At 65.3% G+C, this 16,709-nt stretch carries 13 protein-coding genes, 2 tRNA genes and 1 pseudogene; 10 read left to right on the top strand and 6 right to left on the bottom strand.

Annotation, left to right across the window (positions count from 1 at the left end):
* Window positions 1-58 precede the first annotated feature (58 nt).
* The 10 genes from IPK20_19990 to fahA all read left to right on the top strand — a co-directional run bounded on the left by IPK20_19990 (window position 59) and on the right by fahA (window position 11,002).
* Window positions 59-1,807, top strand: coding sequence for an FAD-dependent oxidoreductase (locus tag IPK20_19990; GenBank protein ID MBK8018751.1), 1,749 nt, complete (start codon window positions 59-61; stop codon window positions 1,805-1,807).
* Between the two features lie 2 nt (window positions 1,808-1,809).
* Window positions 1,810-2,586: a glucose 1-dehydrogenase gene (locus IPK20_19985; protein ID MBK8018750.1), complete on the top strand. Its 777-nt coding sequence runs from the start codon at window positions 1,810-1,812 to the stop codon at window positions 2,584-2,586.
* Window positions 2,587-2,653: 67 nt separating this feature from the next.
* A complete protein-coding gene (locus tag IPK20_19980; GenBank protein MBK8018749.1) occupies window positions 2,654-3,847 on the top strand; it encodes an ABC transporter substrate-binding protein in 1,194 nt (397 codons plus the stop codon).
* 57 nt (window positions 3,848-3,904) lie between these two features.
* Complete coding sequence (locus IPK20_19975; GenBank protein ID MBK8018748.1) at window positions 3,905-4,828, top strand: branched-chain amino acid ABC transporter permease; 924 nt, start codon at window positions 3,905-3,907, stop codon at window positions 4,826-4,828.
* Between the two features lie 110 nt (window positions 4,829-4,938).
* Window positions 4,939-6,612: a branched-chain amino acid ABC transporter ATP-binding protein/permease gene (locus IPK20_19970; GenBank protein MBK8018747.1), complete on the top strand. Its 1,674-nt coding sequence runs from the start codon at window positions 4,939-4,941 to the stop codon at window positions 6,610-6,612.
* 8 nt (window positions 6,613-6,620) lie between these two features.
* A complete protein-coding gene (locus IPK20_19965; GenBank protein ID MBK8018746.1) occupies window positions 6,621-7,331 on the top strand; it encodes an ABC transporter ATP-binding protein in 711 nt (236 codons plus the stop codon).
* Window positions 7,332-7,468: 137 nt separating this feature from the next.
* On the top strand, window positions 7,469-8,425 hold the full coding sequence (locus tag IPK20_19960; protein MBK8018745.1) for an MBL fold metallo-hydrolase: 957 nt from the start codon (window positions 7,469-7,471) through the stop codon (window positions 8,423-8,425).
* A gap of 4 nt (window positions 8,426-8,429) precedes the next feature.
* Window positions 8,430-9,116 (top strand): EthD family reductase, encoded by a 687-nt coding sequence (locus IPK20_19955; GenBank protein MBK8018744.1) that lies wholly within the window; start codon window positions 8,430-8,432, stop codon window positions 9,114-9,116.
* Between the two features lie 24 nt (window positions 9,117-9,140).
* The gene (locus IPK20_19950; GenBank protein ID MBK8018743.1) at window positions 9,141-9,680 is read left to right on the top strand and encodes a VOC family protein; all 540 of its coding nucleotides are present in this window, start codon (window positions 9,141-9,143) and stop codon (window positions 9,678-9,680) included.
* Window positions 9,681-9,694: 14 nt separating this feature from the next.
* Window positions 9,695-11,002, top strand: a complete 1,308-nt coding sequence (gene fahA, locus IPK20_19945; protein MBK8018742.1) for a fumarylacetoacetase — start codon at window positions 9,695-9,697, stop codon at window positions 11,000-11,002.
* Between the two features lie 728 nt (window positions 11,003-11,730).
* On the opposite strand, the gene IPK20_19940 is transcribed toward fahA, so the two are convergent.
* The 6 genes and pseudogenes from IPK20_19940 to IPK20_19915 form a co-directional block, all read right to left on the bottom strand.
* Window positions 11,731-11,806, bottom strand: a tRNA-Glu gene (locus tag IPK20_19940).
* An 18-nt stretch (window positions 11,807-11,824) separates the two neighbouring features.
* A tRNA-Ala gene (locus IPK20_19935) sits at window positions 11,825-11,900 on the bottom strand.
* A gap of 87 nt (window positions 11,901-11,987) precedes the next feature.
* Window positions 11,988-12,131: a hypothetical protein gene (locus tag IPK20_19930; protein ID MBK8018741.1), complete on the bottom strand. Its 144-nt coding sequence runs from the start codon at window positions 12,129-12,131 to the stop codon at window positions 11,988-11,990.
* 141 nt (window positions 12,132-12,272) lie between these two features.
* Complete coding sequence (locus IPK20_19925) at window positions 12,273-15,242, bottom strand: DUF748 domain-containing protein (protein MBK8018740.1); 2,970 nt, start codon at window positions 15,240-15,242, stop codon at window positions 12,273-12,275.
* A 2-nt stretch (window positions 15,243-15,244) separates the two neighbouring features.
* Window positions 15,245-15,967, bottom strand: a complete 723-nt coding sequence (locus IPK20_19920; GenBank protein MBK8018739.1) for a DUF748 domain-containing protein — start codon at window positions 15,965-15,967, stop codon at window positions 15,245-15,247.
* 137 nt (window positions 15,968-16,104) lie between these two features.
* Window positions 16,105-16,649, bottom strand: a pseudogene (locus IPK20_19915) (glutathione peroxidase).
* Window positions 16,650-16,709 lie beyond the last annotated feature (60 nt).

Genomic DNA, 16,709 nt, shown 5'->3' with positions numbered 1-16,709 from the left:
CTTAGTCGCGGGGCGTCACTAGACTCCCTCCCGTTCATTACGCTGCGGAGCAAGGCCCATGGATCAGCGCGATCTCGAATGCGATGTGCTCGTCGTCGGAACCGGAGCGTCCGGCATGTCCGCGGCGATCACCGCGGCGGCCCAGGGCCTGAAGGTCCTCGTGGTTGAGAAGGAACCGCTGTTCGGCGGCACGACGGCCCGTTCGGGAGGCTGGCTGTGGATTCCGGGGACCCGTCTGGCGACGGAGCAGGGCATCCATGAACCGCCCGGGGCCGCGCGGACCTATCTGCAGCACGAAACGACCACGCACTTCGACCCCGCCCGGGTCGATGCCTTCATCGAGAACGGCCCCAAGGCGGTCGACTTCTTCACACAGCAGACCTGCGTGCAATTCGACATGCCGCCCGTGTTCCCTGACTACCACGCCGAGGCACCCGGCGGGCTCCAGGGCGGACGATCGATGGTCACGCGTCCGTTCGACGGGCACGAGCTCGGCGCCCGCGTGAAGCAGCTCGCGCCTCCGCTGCCCGAGTTGACCGTCTTCGGAATGATGCTGGGCTCGGGCAAGGAGATCTGGCACTTCATGCGCGTGTTCCGCTCGTTCGAATCCTTCGTCTACGTCGCGAAGCGCCTCAGCCGGCATGCTCTGGATGTCATGCGCCACGGCCGCGGGATGACGCTGACGAACGGCAACGCGCTGGCTGGCCGCCTCGCCAAGGCGGCCATGGACCTCGACATCCCGGTCTGGCTCAACTCGCCCGTGCGCAAGCTGGTGGTGGAAGGCGGGCGCGTGACGGGTGCGCTGGTCGAGAAGGAAGGAACGCGGACGCGAGTGTCGGCCCGCTTGGGCGTGGTCCTGGCCTGCGGGGGCTTTCCTCACGACGTGGAGCGGCGCAAGGCAATGTTCCCGCATGCGCCGACCGGCAAGGAGCATTACACGCCGTCTCCCAAATCGAACACGGGCGATGGCCTGCGGATGGCCGAAGCCGTAGGCGCCGTAGTCGACCCGACGATTCCGCACGCGGCGGCGTGGGTTCCAACGTCGGTCACGAAGCGTCCGGACGGGTCCTCAGGGGTGATGCCGCATTTCATCGACAGGGCGAAGCCGGGCGTGATCGCGGTGACACGTCACGGCAAGCGCTTCGCCAACGAGGCGAACTCCTACCATGACTTCGTGCAGGACCTGGTGAAGGCGACGAAGGGGGACCAGGAGATCTTTGCGTGGGAGATCTGCGATCACGCGACGCTGCGCAAGTACGGAATGGGATGCGTGGCACCATTCCCGATGCCTCTGGGGCGCCACTTGCGCACGGGCTACCTCAAACGGGGGCGTACTGTCGCCGAACTGGCGAAGGCAATCGGCGTGGACGCCGCCACCCTGCAGGCGACGATCGAGACGTTCAACGAACATGCGCGCAGGGGTGAGGACCCGGCCTTCGGCAAGGGAAGCAAGGCCTACAACCGCTATCAGGGAGACGCGCTGAACACACCGAACCCGTGCGTTCGCGCCATCGAGACGGGCCCGTTCTACGCCATCAAGCTCGTCATCGGCGACATCGGGACGTTCGCAGGGCTGGCGGTCGACGCACAGACGCGCGTGCTCGATGCCAACAAGCAGCCGATTCCTGGGTTGCACGCGGTGGGCAACGACGCCGCCAGTGTCATGGGCGGCAACTACCCCGGGGCAGGCATCACTCTGGGCCCGGCACTGACCTTCGGTTACGTCGCGGGGATGGCCCTCGCCGCGTCCGCGAAGGAGTCGACCGTTGTCTCCCAGTTCCCCACCCGGCTCTCGAACGCAGCATGACCATGACTTCGACCCCTTTATCGATTCCGCGACTTCTCGAAGGCCGCCTCGCGCTGGTGACCGGCGCCGGGCAAGGCAACGGCCGCGAGATCGGTCTGGGACTTCATCGTGCAGGTGCCCGGGTCGTCGTCACGGACGTCAATCAGGCAACTGTGGAGGAAACCGCGCGGATGATCCGCGAAGAAGGCGGCAGCGCGTGGGCATTCGTGCTGGACGTCACCCAGGCAGAGGCGTGCCAGGTGCTTTCCGCCCGCGTTGCGGCGGACATCGGTCTGGTGGATCTGCTGGTGAACAACGCCGGGATCATCATTCGCGAAGGCAGCGACAGCGCTCAGGCGGCCTCCAACTGGCACAAGACGATGGACGTGAACGTGAACGGGACGTTCAACGTCACCCAGGCCTTCCTGCCGTCGATTCGTTCCCGTCGCGGAACGATCGTGAACATGGCTTCCATCGCGGCGTACTCGGGGCAGGGATTCAGCCTGGGGTATTCGCCCTCCAAGGGAGCCATCAAGATGTACACGCAGTCCTTGGCCGCCGAACTGGCGAAGGATGGTGTGCGCGTCAATGCCCTCGCGCCGGGCGTGATCGAGACGCCGATGACGGCGCCGACGCGCCAGGATCCGCAGCGCCTGGAGAAGTTCATGACGCGCATACCCATGGGGCGCCTGGGCGTCACGGCCGATCTCGTGGGGCCCGTGGTCTTTCTCTCGTCGTCCATGTCCGAGTACGTCACGGGGGTGACGCTCCCGGTCGACGGCGGCTTCCTGGCCATCTGACGCTTCCGCAACCAAAGGCTCCGCTCCGAAGCGGCGGCCGCATTTCCACACTGGGGGAGGGAATCCAATGAGATTCGGTCGAATTCATCTGGCTGCCGTGTTTGCTGCACTTTCGTTCACGGGCGCGGCGCAGGCCCAGGAGATCAAGCTCGGCTACAACGGCGATCTGTCGGCGTCGCCGTCGGCGCAGAGCGGCCAGGCTGCCGTGCTGGGCATGCAGGCGGCGATCGACGACATCAACGCTGCCGGGGGAGTTCTCGGCCGCAAGCTCGCCCTCGTGGTCCGCGACGACACGTCGCAGCCGCCCAAGTCGATCCAGAACATGAGCGACCTGATCGACAACGAGAAGGTCGCGGCCGTCTTCGGTCCGACGAACTCGGGCAACGCCATGGCCTGGAAACACATTCCGAACCAGAAGAAGATCCCGGTGATGGGCAATGTCGGTTCGGGAACCGACATCACCAAGCCGATGAGTCCCAACGCGGACAACTACATGTTCCGTGTCTCCATGGTGGACCGCGAGCAGGTCGCCGCGCTCATGGCGTACGTCAGGAAGAGCAGTGCAACGTCCAAGATCGTGGGGCTCATGGCGGAGACGACAGGCTATGGGCAGGGCGGTCTCAAGGACATGGAGGAGATCGCCGCTCTACAGGGCATCAAGCCCGCCGCGGTCGAGCGATTCGGCGTGGGTGATACCGACATGACGTCGCAGCTCAACAAGATGAAGGCGGCCAGGGTGGACACGGTGGTCGTCTGGGCGCAGGGCACGCCCATCGCGCAGCTCATCCGCAGCATGGAGAAGATCAACTACTTCCCTGCGGTGCTTACGTCGTGGGCCGCGGACAACATCACGTTCTTCGACGCGGCAGGCAAGACGCTGGCCGAGAAGCCCCTGTTCATGCGGACCGTCAGCGAGAACCGTACACCGGCGCAGCAGAAGCTGTTCGGACGCGTGGGTTCCAGGCTCAAGGCCCCGAGCGCCTTTTCGTTCGCCCTGCACGGATACGACTCGGTGCTTCTGATGGCCGAGGCCATGAAGCAGGCGGGGACGACCGACGGCGTGGCGGTGCGGACCGCGCTTGAGGACCTGAAGGCCCCCGTGAACGGACTGCTCAAGACGTACGACAAGCCGTTCTCCCGGACCGACCACGAAGCCTTGACCGCCAAGGACTTCGTCTGGATCAAGTGGAAGGACGGCAAGCTCATGCCCTACACGGATCCGATCATCGCCGGGTTCGTCCCTGGCGATTTCAAGAAGTAGTCGTCGTGGCCAATGCGGCGTCCTTTCGGCCGCCGCAGCCTCCGGAGTGATCCCAGCGTGTCCGAAGCCCTGTTGCAGGCGTTGGTGAGCGGCCTCGCCGTCGGTGGCGCCTATGCGCTGGTGGCGCTGGGTTTCAGCATCACCTTCACCACGACAAAGACCCTCAATTTCTCGCACGGCGAGTTCGTGTCGGCAGGCGCTTTCGTCGGCATGAGTGCGCTGTTCCTCGCCCTCGGCAAGCCGCTCGATTCCACCTCGTTCGGAGGCGAGACCCCCGGCGCCGCCGGGCAGCTTGTGGCGCTTCTCGGAGCGCTCGGCGTCATGGGTGTGCTGGGCTGGCTGCTCTATGTGCTGGGAGTGCGGCCGTTCGCCGGGCGTCCCGGCATGGCGTGGGTGATGAGCACCCTCGGGTTCGGCGTGATCCTGCAGAGCGTCGGACTGGCGATCTGGGGTCCCAAGCCGGTGGTGGTGCCGGGCCCTGCGGGAGACGAGGTGCTGCGCCTGGGCGAGATCGGAGTGCGGCCTCAGGAATTGCTGACCCTCGCCGTGGCGGTGGTCATCATGGTGGTGTTCGACCGGGTGATGCGCACCACGATGCTGGGCAAGGCAATGCGGGCCGTGGCCCACAGCCCCGCCAACGCGAGCCTGATGGGCATCAACGTCAATGCCGTGATGGTCGGCGCCTTCGTATTCAGTTCCGCCCTGGCGGGTCTGTCCGGATTTCTTCTCGCGCCCATCGCACAGGCGTCGCTGTTCATGGGCCTTGCCGTGGGACTGAAGGGTTTTTCCGGCGCCGTCATCGGGGGGCTCGGCAACCCGCGCGGTTGCGTGCTTGGAGGTTTCGCCCTGGGCGTGCTGGAGTCCACGGTCAATCTCTGGCAGGCGCAGTGGCGTGACGTCGCGGTCTTCCTGCTGGTCATCCTCGTGCTCGCATTCCGCCCGACGGGGCTGTTCGGCACCCGGCTGGTCGAGAAGGTCTGACCACCGTGCTTCGCTCTTTGGACACCCTGCTCGTCGTCGCGCTGGCCGCAGGGGCGGCGGTGGCCGTCGGCCTGGTGGACAATGACTACTACCTGCGCATCGGATTCACGATGTGCACGTACTACCTCTGCGCAGCCGGAATGAACGTGCTGGTGGGGTATGCCGGCCAGAAGTCGCTCGGACAAGCGGGACTCTTCGCCGCCGGTGCCTATGCCGCGGCCCTCATCTCCGTCCACACGGAGTGGAGCGCCTGGGTGGTGTTGCCCCTGGCCGCGGTGGCAGCCGCCCTGTGCGGCGTCCTCGTCGCGCTTCCGTCGCTGCGCGTCAAGGGGCCCTATCTCGCCATGGTGACTCTGGCATTCGGGGTTGTCGTGGAGAAGCTCGTCTCCGAGTGGACGGACGTCTTCGGCGGGGCGCAGGGTCTTTACGGCGTCAGGCCGCTCACCTGGGACAACGAGCCGTTCACGAGCCGGCAATGGGTCTGGTTCGGCATCGCGCTGTGCGTGGTCACGCATGGGCTACTGAAGAACCTGTTGCAAGGCCGATTCGGTCGTGCCCTCTTGTCGCTGCAGGCGGACGAGATCGCGGCGTCCTCGGTCGGCGTGCGGGTCTATCGGGCGAAGGTGATGGCGTTCGTCGTCGCGGCCGTGACGTGCGGCGTGGCCGGAGCTCTGGTGGCCCAGCAGAACCAGTACATCAACTCCGACTTCATCAACTTCAATCTCTCCATCTTCATCCTCCTGCTCGTGCTGTTCGGAGGAGCCGGAACCCTGGCGGGGCCCTTCGTGGGCGCGGTACTGCTCACCTTGCTCGATGCCTTCCTCGCGCGCTGGCCAGCCGTCCAGCACTTCGTCTATGGGGCGTTCCTGCTCTTTGCGCTCTACGTCATGCCGGGTGGCGTCATGGGATGGGTGACGCGCTGGCTTCCAAGATCAGGGAAGGGTGGACACGCGGCCGCGCCGCGGGATCTTTCCCGGGTGGCGATGTGCGAGGGCGGTCCGGGCGAGTTGCTGGAGGTCTCCGAAGTGAGCAAGGCCTACGGGGGCGTGAAGCCCGCTCAGGAGGTTTCGTTCCGGTTGCAGCGCGGGCACATCCACGCGCTCATCGGTCCGAACGGTGCAGGCAAGAGCACCATGATCAACATGCTTACCGGAATCGTTCGTCCCGATTCGGGCGCCATCCGATTCCTCGGGCGCGATGTCACCGGCGAGCCCGCCCACGCCATCTGCCGCAGCGGAGTGGGCCGCACGTTCCAGAACCTTCGTCTCTTCAGCGAACTCGCGGTTCTGGACAACGTTCTGTTGGGACGGCACTGCCGCATGGGCAACGGCTTCTGGGTCTCGCTTCTTGGCCTGCCGTCTGCCCGGCGAAGTGAAGCATCCGCCCACGAGCACGCGCTCGCGTTGCTCGAGTGGCTGGGCCTGGCGGAACATGCCCGCCTGCCTGCCGGCAGTCTGCCGTACGGACTTCAGCGCCGGGTGGAGCTGGCGCGTGCGCTTGCGACCGATCCGCGGCTCCTTCTGCTGGACGAACCCGCGGCCGGCCTGAACCCGCAGGAGACGGAAGAGCTGGGGCGGTTGCTCGTGCGCATCGGCGAACGGGGAGTGAGCGTGCTGATGGTGGAGCACCACATGGACCTCGTGATGTCGATTTCTGACCACGTGATCGTTCTCGACTACGGCATGAAGATCGCGGAGGGTCGCCCGCCGGAGGTCCAGGCCGACCCACGCGTCATCGAGGCCTATCTGGGGACCGGCGCGACTCCGTCGGCCGTGGCCGCGTGAGAGCCGCCATGCTGAAGCTGTCGTCCGTCCGCATCTCTTACGGTGCCATCGAAGCGGTCAAAGGCGTCGATCTCGAGGTGTCCGCCGGCGAGGTAGTCGCGATCATCGGTGCCAACGGGGCGGGCAAGAGCACGCTGCTCAAGGGCATCGCAGGGCTGGAACGGCTTTCCGGCGGGCACATTTTCATTGACGGAAGCGATTGCTCGAGCGTTCCGCCGCATCGGCGCGTCGGTCTCGGCGTGGCCTTGTCCCCGGAGGGACGGGGGATCTTTCCGGATCAGACCGTGCGCGACAACCTGCTGCTGGGTGCCTATCTGCGCGGTACGAAGGATCCGCGCACGGCGCAGGCGCTGCAACGGGAGTTCGATCGATTTCCGCGCCTGAAGGAGCGCGAAGATCAGCTCGCCGGCACGCTCTCGGGCGGAGAACAGCAGATGCTCGCGATCGCCCGGGCGCTCATGAGCGAGCCGAGACTGCTGCTGCTGGACGAGCCCTCGCTCGGACTCGCTCCGCTGATCATCGACGACATCTTTCGCACGATCGAACAGCTCCGTGCCTCGGGCCTGACGCTCCTCCTCGTGGAGCAGATGGCCCACCAGGCTTTGGCGATCGCCGATCGGGCCTACGTCCTGGAAACCGGCCGCATCACCATGGAAGGCAATGGCCGAGATCTGCTGAACGACCCGAAGGTTCGGGCAGCGTATCTGGGGAAGGTCTGATCGGTGCGCACGGATCACATTGTCACCGGACACGGGAGGGAAGGGAGACGGGCGCGGAAGCGGTATCGGACCTGCGCCTCGAATCCGACCCGCCATCGAACCCTGCACATGCACCCATTGACACCAAGGACCCCTCCATGAGCACCAAGAAGTTCGCCTCTCAGGCCGATCTCGAAGAGAAGCGCATCACGTTTTCCCGGCTGTCTGAACACGCCTACGCCTACACCGCCGAGGGCGATCCCAACACGGGCGTCGTCGTCGGCGACGAGTCGGTGATGGTCATCGACACCCAGGCCACGCCGGAAATGGCACAGGACGTGATCCGGAGAATCCGCGAGGTCACCGACAAGCCGATCCAGTACGTCGTCCTCAGCCACTATCACGCCGTACGGGTGCTGGGTGCGTCCGCCTACCGGCCACAGCACATCATCGCGAGTCAGGACACGTATGACCTCATTGTGGAGCGCGGAGAGGCCGACAAGGCGAGCGAGATCGGCCGCTTTCCGAGACTGTTCCGCAACGTCGAGACGGTACCGCCCGGTCTGACGTGGCCCACGCTGACGTTCTCCGGGCGGATGACGCTGTGGCTGGGCAAGCTGGAGGTCCGGATACTGCAGCTCGGCCGAGGCCACACGAAGGGCGACACGGTGGTGTGGCTGCCGCAGGAGCGCGTGCTCTTCAGCGGCGATCTTGTGGAGTTCGACGCGACCCCTTATGCGGGTGACGCCTACTTCCAGCAATGGCCCCAGACCCTGGACAACCTGGCCGCCCTGGCACCCACGGCGCTCGTGCCCGGCCGCGGACCCGCGCTGCAGGGCGAGACCCAGGTGGCGCAGGGACTGGCCGGCACCCGCGCGTTCGTGAGCGAGCTCTACGCCTGCGTGCAAGCCGGTGCCCGCGCGGGGAAGGACCTCAAGACGGTGTATCGCGAGACCTATGACCGGCTGGCGCCGGTGTACGGAAAGTGGGTGATCTTCGATCACTGCATGCCGTTCGATGTCTCCCGCGCGTTCGACGAGGCCACGCAGTATCCGGACCCGAGGGTCTGGACGGCGGAAAGAGACCGGCAGATGTGGCAATCACTGGAGGGTTGAGGCAATGATCGTTCGTTCCGGATTGATTCGAAAGAAGCCCGACTGGAGCATGGACGACTTCCGTCGTCACTGGCGCGAGAAGCACGGACCGCTCGCGGCGAAGCTTCCCGGGCTGCGGCGCTACGAGCAGAACCACGTGACGGACAGCGTGCAGAGAGGCATCACCTTCAATCGCGGCCCGGAGCACCTGGACGGGTTCTCGATGCTGTGGTTCGACAGCATGGAGGACATGAAGGCGGCCATGGCCACGGAAGCGGGGCGGGCCCTGGTGGCCGATGAGAATCACTTCATCGGCGATCTGCGGATCGTCGCGATCGATCAGGTCGAAGTGATTCCGCCGGAGAAGAACCGGACACTCATCAAGCGCATGTCGCTGCTGCGAAGGATCCCGGAGGTTCCCGTGGACACCTTCGTGCATGAGTGGCGCGTCGAGCATGCGCGCCTGGTGCGCCGGCTCAAGGGCGTGCGCGGTTACCGGCAGAACCTGATCGTCGGGCGCGAGGCTCCGAAAGGCACGCCGGTCGACTATGCGGCCATGCCCATCGACGGCATCGTGGAGCTGTGGTTCGACGATCCGGAGTCGCTCAACGCGGCCTTCGGCTCACCGCAGGGCGCGACGCTGATGATGCACGCCCGGGAATTCATTTCCGAGATCACGACCTTTCTGGTCGAGTCTCACGTCATCGTATAGCCCATGTCCTGCAAGGAGAGTCCCATGCTCGTTCGCAAGGTGCACCACGTCGCCTACCGTTGCGCAAATGCCAAGCAGACCGTCGAGTGGTACGGCAAGTACCTCGGGATGAAATTCGTCCTCGCGATCGCCGAGAACCAGGTGCCGTCGACGAAGGCCCCCGACCCGTCCATGCACATCTTTCTGGACGCGGGAGATGGCAACATCCTCGCATTCTTCGAGCTTCCATCCTACGCACCCATGGGACGGGACCCGAACACACCGGCCTGGGTCCAGCACCTCGCGCTCGAGGTCGATTCCGTGGACACGCTCCTTGCCACGAAGGCACGCCTGGAGGCGGACGGAATCGAAGTGATCGGACCGACCGATCACACCATCTTCAAGTCGATCTACTTCTTCGATCCCAGCGGCCATCGACTGGAACTCGCAGCGAACACCGGGACGCCGGAGATGATGAAGCGCCTCGACGAGGTGAAGATGGACATGCTCGAAGAGTGGGATCGCACCAAGCGTGCGCCGAGGCACGCTGCGTGGATGCACGACGGCAGCATGGTCACGGCGTGACCGCTCAACTGTCGATGGACTCCATCAACGAAACCCACGACCCGGGCTTGACGAGCTGGGTCGGCACGGCTGACGGTCATCCTGACTTTCCCCTTCAGAACCTGCCCTTCGCGGTCTTCCGCAGGCGGGGCAGCGACGAGGAGTGGCGCGGTGGCATTGCTATCGGGGAGTCGATCCTGGACTTGCGGAAGCTTGCCGCGGCGGAGGTGCCCGCCGGAACCGCCGGGGAAGCGCTCCTGGCCGCGGCGAAGCCTCATCTCAACGAGTTCATGGGGATGGGGAAGGCCGCGGGATCCGCACTTCGCCAGTGGCTGTCCCGAGGTCTTCGGTCCGGCGCGCCGCGGCAGGACGTGTGGCGGCCATGCCTCCTGCCCCAGGCCGACGCGGAGTACCGCCTGCCTGCGACGGTGGGCGATTACACGGACTTCTACACCTCGATCCACCATGCAACGCGCGTCGGACGCCTGTTTCGTCCGGACAACCCGCTGCTGCCCAACTATCGCTGGGTGCCCATCGGCTACCACGGACGGACGTCGTCGCTGGGGGTGTCCGGACAGACGTTCCGGCGTCCGCGTGGACAGCTTCGGGCGGGAACGGCGGATCCCGCGCTCGCGCCGAGCCGTCGTCTGGACTTCGAACTGGAGATGGGTGTCTTCATCGGCGCGGGCAATGTGCTCGGGGATTCGATCGCGCTCGATCGCGCCGAAGACCACGTGTTCGGCCTCTGTCTGCTCAACGACTGGTCGGCTCGGGATATTCAGGCGTGGGAGTACCAGCCGCTGGGTCCCTTCCTCGCCAAGAACTTCGCCACGACGCTGTCGCCCTGGATCGTCACGGCCGAGGCATTGGCGCCGTTTCGTCTGCCCTGGACCCGTGACCCGGGCGAGCCGGAACCCTTGCCCTATCTTGCCTCCGAGGCGAACAGTCTTCGCGGCGCGATCGACGTTCGCCTGGAAGTCTGGCTCCGGACGGAACGCATGCGTGCCGAAGGCCGGAGCGCGCAGCGTCTGAGCTGCACGAACTTTCGCCACGCGTACTGGACCATCGCTCAAATGGTCTCACACCACACGGTGAACGGCTGCAATCTGGCGCCAGGCGACCTGTTGGGAACCGGCACGCAGTCGGGCCCGGAGGAAGAGGAATCGGGATCGCTGCTGGAACTCACGCAGGGCGGGACGCGCCCCATCGCGCTGGCCGACGGAGAATCCAGGACGTTCCTGGAGGACGGCGACACGGTCATCTTCAAGGGCTGTTGCGAACGCGAGGGAGCGGTTCGCATCGGCTTCGGGGAAGTCTGGGGTACCGTTCTTCCGGCACGGTAGGCCGCACCTGAGCTCGTTGCTCGAACAAGAAGCCACCGCAAGGTGGCTTTTCTTCTTGTAGTAAGGCCGGGGGGCGCGCCATGCCTGCGTCGGTTCCATCCCTCGTCATTCCACCCAGTGCGTGGGACGACCGCACTAGCGGCGTCCAAGCGCGCGGTGCTCGCTTGTCGAACCTCATGGGGTTGCCGTGCCACCGCACAACGAAAACCCGGGCTGTTTCCCCCCCCCGGGGGCCCCCCCCCCCGCCGGGGCCCCCCGGTGCGCGCCGTGCGTCCAAGCGACCGGTGCTCGCTTGTCGAACCCTTGTGCGGGTTCTCATGCCGCGTGTCCTGCAAACGAAAAGCCACCTTGCGGTGGCTGTTCGTTTGGCGTCCCCACGGGGATTGTGCCGGGCTCGCCTTGGGGCGATCCGTCATCCCGCGCGGTGCGCGGGACCGCAGTCGGGACTGCGTCCAAGCGAGCGGTGCTCGCTTGTCGAACCCTCATGCGGGTTCTCATGCCCGTGCCGCCGCACAAACGAAAAAGCCACCTTGCGGTGGCTGTTCGTTTGGCGTCCCCACGGGGATTGTGCCGGGCTCGCCTTGGGGCGATCCGTCATCCCGCGCGGTGCGCGGGACCGCAGTCGGGACTGCGTCCAAGCGAGCGGTGCTCGCTTGTCGAACCCCTGTGCGGGTTCTCATGCCGCGTGTCCTGCAAACGAAAAAGCCACCTTGCGGTGGCTGTTCGTTTGGCGTCCCCACGGGGATTCGAACCCCGGTTACCGCCGTGAAAGGGCGATGTCCTAGGCCTCTAGACGATGGGGACCCGAGACTATTTTCTGAGTGGTGGAGGTAAGCGGGATCGAACCGCTGACCTCTTGCATGCCATGCAAGCGCTCTCCCAGCTGAGCTATACCCCCTCTCGGAAAGGCGCGCACTATACAGGCGGCCGCGGCCCAAGTAAAGCCGTCGGATACCATGCCGGGGTTTGGTCCGGCCGGACGAGATTACTCCTCGTCTTCTTCCTCTTCTTCCTCCTCATCCTCCTCGAACTCGTCCATCGCCTCGAGCTCGGAGTCGATCATGTCGCGGATCTCCATCAGGAGATTGCGCAGCGCTTCGTTCTGCTCTTTCAGTTCCTGTTTTGTCATGGTGCACTCCCAGCCTTGGTTTACCCGCTCGTGGCGGGGGTTGGCGAACGTACGATCTTCTTCGACCCGGTCGAAGCCGACCCGGCTGCCGACGACGCGCGGATTATAGCCACAGCACTCGTGCAGGCATCCAGCCTTGTGTCATCGAATCACGAAATCGGTTCGGGATCCCGACACATTCTGCTTCGCCTCCGCTGACAGAGACTTCGGCTCCAGTAGAAAGATCCGTTCGGGCGCGATCTGGCCCTTCGTCGTCAGGGCGTCCTTCACGGCCTGGGCCCGCTGCATGGCCAGATGACGCAGGTCGTCTTCGCCGATCACGATATGGGTCAGCATCAGCTTTTCCATCTCTTCCTTGGGCAGCGACTTCTCCAGGCCGATGGCATTGCGCGGTTTGGGAAACTTCTCCGTCTTGTACGCCTTGGTCAGCACGCGCTCGTACTGGTCCGGGGCCACAGTGACGGCCTCCACGCCGGCGGGCGCTTCACCGGCCCGGACCAGTTCGTTGAATCGCTGGGTCTTGAGTTTGCGTTCGAAGGCGGCGCGCAGCAGACCTTCGTGATCCTTCTCCGGGTCCACGTGGCCGGTGATCTCCAGCTTGAGCGCGGGCCGTTCGGTCAGCGCCTTGCTCAACTGGTCCAGCTTGCCCTGCCCCGCGGACTCGAAGGCGGCGGCGCCGACGGGAAACTCCAGGTAGGACAGTTGTTCGCCGTCGCCTCCCATGAGGGAACCCAGCAGCGCGAAGGGCGAAGTGATGGCCTTGGTGATGAGATTCACGATGACCTGCCAGATCACGCGGCCGAGACGGAACTTGGGGTCGTCGAGCGAGCCGGAAACGGGGACATCGAGATTGATCTGGCCGTTGCGGTCCTTCAGCAGCGAGACCGCGAGCGTGACCGGCAGATTGACGGCGTCCGCACTCTCCACTTTCTCGCCGAAGGTGAACTGGTCGATGAACACCTTGTTCTCTGCCTTGATGCTGCGTTTCTCGATGAAATACGAGAGATTCAGCGAAAGCTTGCCCTTCTCGATGGTGTAGCCGGCGTACTTGCCCGAATAAGGCGTGAACGGCGGCAGTTCGATGTCCCGGAACGACACCTTCAGATCGGCGAACAGGTCGCCCGCGAGCGGGTTGATCTGCCCGGTGATTTCCAGCGGCGCGGAATTGCCCAGCTTGCCGCGCAGATCCACGTCGGCCCGGCTTCCGGCATCGGAGAGCAATCCGGATACGCGGCCCCCCACCTCCGTGAGGGTGGCGTTCACGTTGGGCTTGATCATGCGGTCGCTGAAGTGGACCGTCCCGCCCTGCAAGGTGACCTGGTCGATGCGGATGGACTTGGGGACGGGCGAGCCGGCGGTGGCATCCGCGGGAGGTGGCGCCTTCGACGCAGCAGGCGGGGTGTTGCCGGCAGCCTGATCCTTCGCCGGGTCCTTGACCACGAGGTTCTGCACGTTGATGGTGCCGTCCGGCAGGATTTGCAGCTGCGACTGGAAGTCGGTGAGAGCGACGTTCCGCACGGCGAGTGAGAACGGTTCGGTGCGGGCCTTGATGCCTTCCACGAACAGTGAATTCCACTTGAGCAGCGACTCGGCGGAGGCCTTGTCGACGAGCGCGAGTTTGGCCAGGCCGAAATTGCCCTCGTAGCCGACGACCGGGGCTCCCTTGTCAGGCAACGACACGGTCAGCGCGCCTTCGAAGGACGCGGCGGCGCTGTTCAGCGTGACGTTGAGCTTGTCCGCGAAATACGGCTCGAACGGCAACAGGTCCAGCGCCGTGAGTCGAGTCTTGAGCGATGCCTGAACGGGCGCGAGCCCGAACGTGCCTGACACGCCAAGCTCCGCCGTGCGGTTGATGCGTGTCCTGAAATCCAGGTGCGAGGTCGCCGGCGCGCCGAACGCGACGTCACGCACTTCCATGCGAACCGGTGAAAGTTCCAGGACCACCCGGCTGGGCGGAACGTCGTCCGTGAACTGCACCGTGCCTTGGTCGAGCAGGAACTTGCCGAGCGTCACGGACCAGGGGGCATCCGCGGGCGCGGAGGAAGCTGCGGTCGCTGCGGCGGGTGCCGTGGCCGGCCGGGGTTCGCCGGGGCCGGGAACGAGCTGCGTCAGGTCGATGGCCCCGTTCTTTGCGCGGCTTGCCCGCGCGACGGGCTTGATCAGGCGGATCTCGCCGACCGACGCCTTTCGCTGAACGGTGTCGGCTCCGGCGTCCGCCACGCTCAACGACGCAAGCGCCAGGAAGTCCTGCGGCTGTCCACGTTTGCGCAGCTTGAGGTCTCGGAGGTCCAGGCCGGCCCGGCTGACGACGATCCGCGGCGGCTGTTCGGACAGACCGGCATTCAGGTGGGCCCGCAGATCCAAAGCTCCATCGACGATGTCGAACAGGATCCGGGAGGCGTAGTACGGTGCATAGCGGCGAGGGGCGAGCTTGGCGAGCGACGCGTCGAGTTCAAGCGCACTGGAGGCCACGCCATAGGTGCCCTCCACCTCGATCTGTTCACCGGCGTCCGTCGATGCGCTCAGCCGGATGCTCGCAGGCGCTGCGTCGGCTGCGGTGGAGAGTCCTTGCACCGAGACGGTGATGGGTGCCAGTGTCGTCGCAAAGCCGGGCTGCACGGATTCGTCGCGGAATGCCACGGATGCATCCACCGCCACGCTTTCGACGGTGACGGTGCGGGCCTTGCCGCTGGCCGGAGGCTTCGCTTCGGCAGCAGGCTCCGGTTCCGGTGGATTCCCGGTGGCGGCGGAGTCCTTGCCTGTCTGACCCAGGACGGCCAGGTTGATCGAGCCGTCGGAAAGCCGGGTGGCGTGCACGTCGAGTCCTTCGAGCTTCACCGACTTGAGGGGTACCCGGTCGCCGAAAGCTTCGATCCCGTCCGTCCTCACCTCCAGCCGCTTGAACCCCACGAGGGGCTGCGACTCTGGCGACGCAAGCTTCACGTCCCGGAGGGCCGTCATCCCCGCGATCACGAGCTTGGGCTTCGCCGCCGCGGACTGGGAGAACGTGAGCGTGGCGTCGACATCCAGACGCGCACTGTCCAGCCGGTAGGGGAGCTGGAAGGGCACGTACTTGAGGTAATAGGGGATGTCGAGGTCGTTCAGCCGCACCGTCAGGGTCGTGTCCGGGTGGAGTGGAAGGGCTTCGACTTGCCCTTGAGGTCGAACGCGGTCCCGTTGATGCGCGCGGAGAAAGCCGGCTGGACGAAGGTGTCGCCGTGATAGGGCAGATTGGAAATGAACGGCACGGCGATCGTGAGTTCGCGGACCTGGTGCTTCGTGCCGCCGGGCTGGTCATCGACGTCGATGCTGCCGCCGGTGAGGCGGATGTTGTTGACGGAGAAGCGTGCGGGCTCCTCGTCCTTCTTGTCGTCCTTGGCGAACTTCTCGAGCAGATCCGTGAAGTTGAACCGGTTGCCCGGCATGCGCACCACGTGCACGTAGGGGGCCTCCAGCAGGACCTCCCGCAGCACCGGCGCGCGGCGATAGATCGATTCGCCCTCGAGATCGATCCGGAGCCGCTTGAACGCCACGAACTGCTGCTCGCTGCCTGGCTCATGGATGGCGAAGTTCTCCACCTCGACAGTGAGCAGGAGCGGATTGATCCGGATCTCACCCACGGTCACCTTGCGGCCCAGCTCTTCGGAGGCCTTGCCGACCAGCAACGACTTGACGAGCGGCGGTGCGACGAGAAAGCCGAAGGCGACGAGGAGGCCCAGCGTGATGGCGATGCCCAGGAGCGTGCGCTTGAGCCACTTGCGGCGCCGGGGAGCGGGTTGGGCAGCTGCGGCCTCGAGACGGGCGCGCTTGCGCAGGATCCTGGCGAGCAGTGTCACGATGGGGCGACCTTCCTCATGGAGTTCTTCTTGGAAAGTCCGAGAGTACAGAAACGCCGTCCCGAAATGAAAGCGGGCCGCATCGGCCCTGCGAAGCCGATGCGCCCACGGCCGCGGGGGCGAACTGCGCTCTCGCGCTATTTCTTGAGCATGGGCTGCAGCTTCGCCATCACTTCGGAGCGTCCGGCTCCACCCGGGTGGCAAAGCTGTAGACGGTCTTGCCATCCGGCGCGATGAGATATTTGTGGAAGTTCCACTGGGGCGATTCGCGCGTGGCCTTGGCGAGCTGCCTGAACAGAGGGTTGGCGGCATCACCGCTGACGGAGGTCTTCTCGACCATGGGGAACTGCACGCCGTACGTGAGCCGGCAGAAATCGCCCACCGCCGTGTTCGTGTCCAGCTCCTGGCGGAAATCGTTCGACGGAAAGCCCAGTACCACCAGACCCTTGTCCTTGTACTGGCGATACATGCCCTCGAGCTTCTCGAACTGCGGGGTGAACCCGCACTTGCTCGCCGTGTTCACGACGAGAATCGCGCGGTTCTCGAACTGGCACAGGTCGAGCGGCTTGCCGTCGAGGGACTTCATCTGATGGTTGAGCAGGGCGGGGCAGGCCGCACCCGCGACCGCGGGGATGGCGAGCAGGGTGGCGGCGAGGAAGGGCAGGATCGGCTTCTCGTTCATGGCGGAGTCCGGTGAGAGGGAAACTGCGCGGTCAGAGACGCCAGGTCTGTGGAAAGTTCC

The sequence above is a fragment of the Betaproteobacteria bacterium genome, assembly GCA_016713305.1.
GTDB lineage: Bacteria > Pseudomonadota > Gammaproteobacteria > Burkholderiales.
This window is presented reverse-complemented; position numbering and strand designations above follow the sequence as displayed.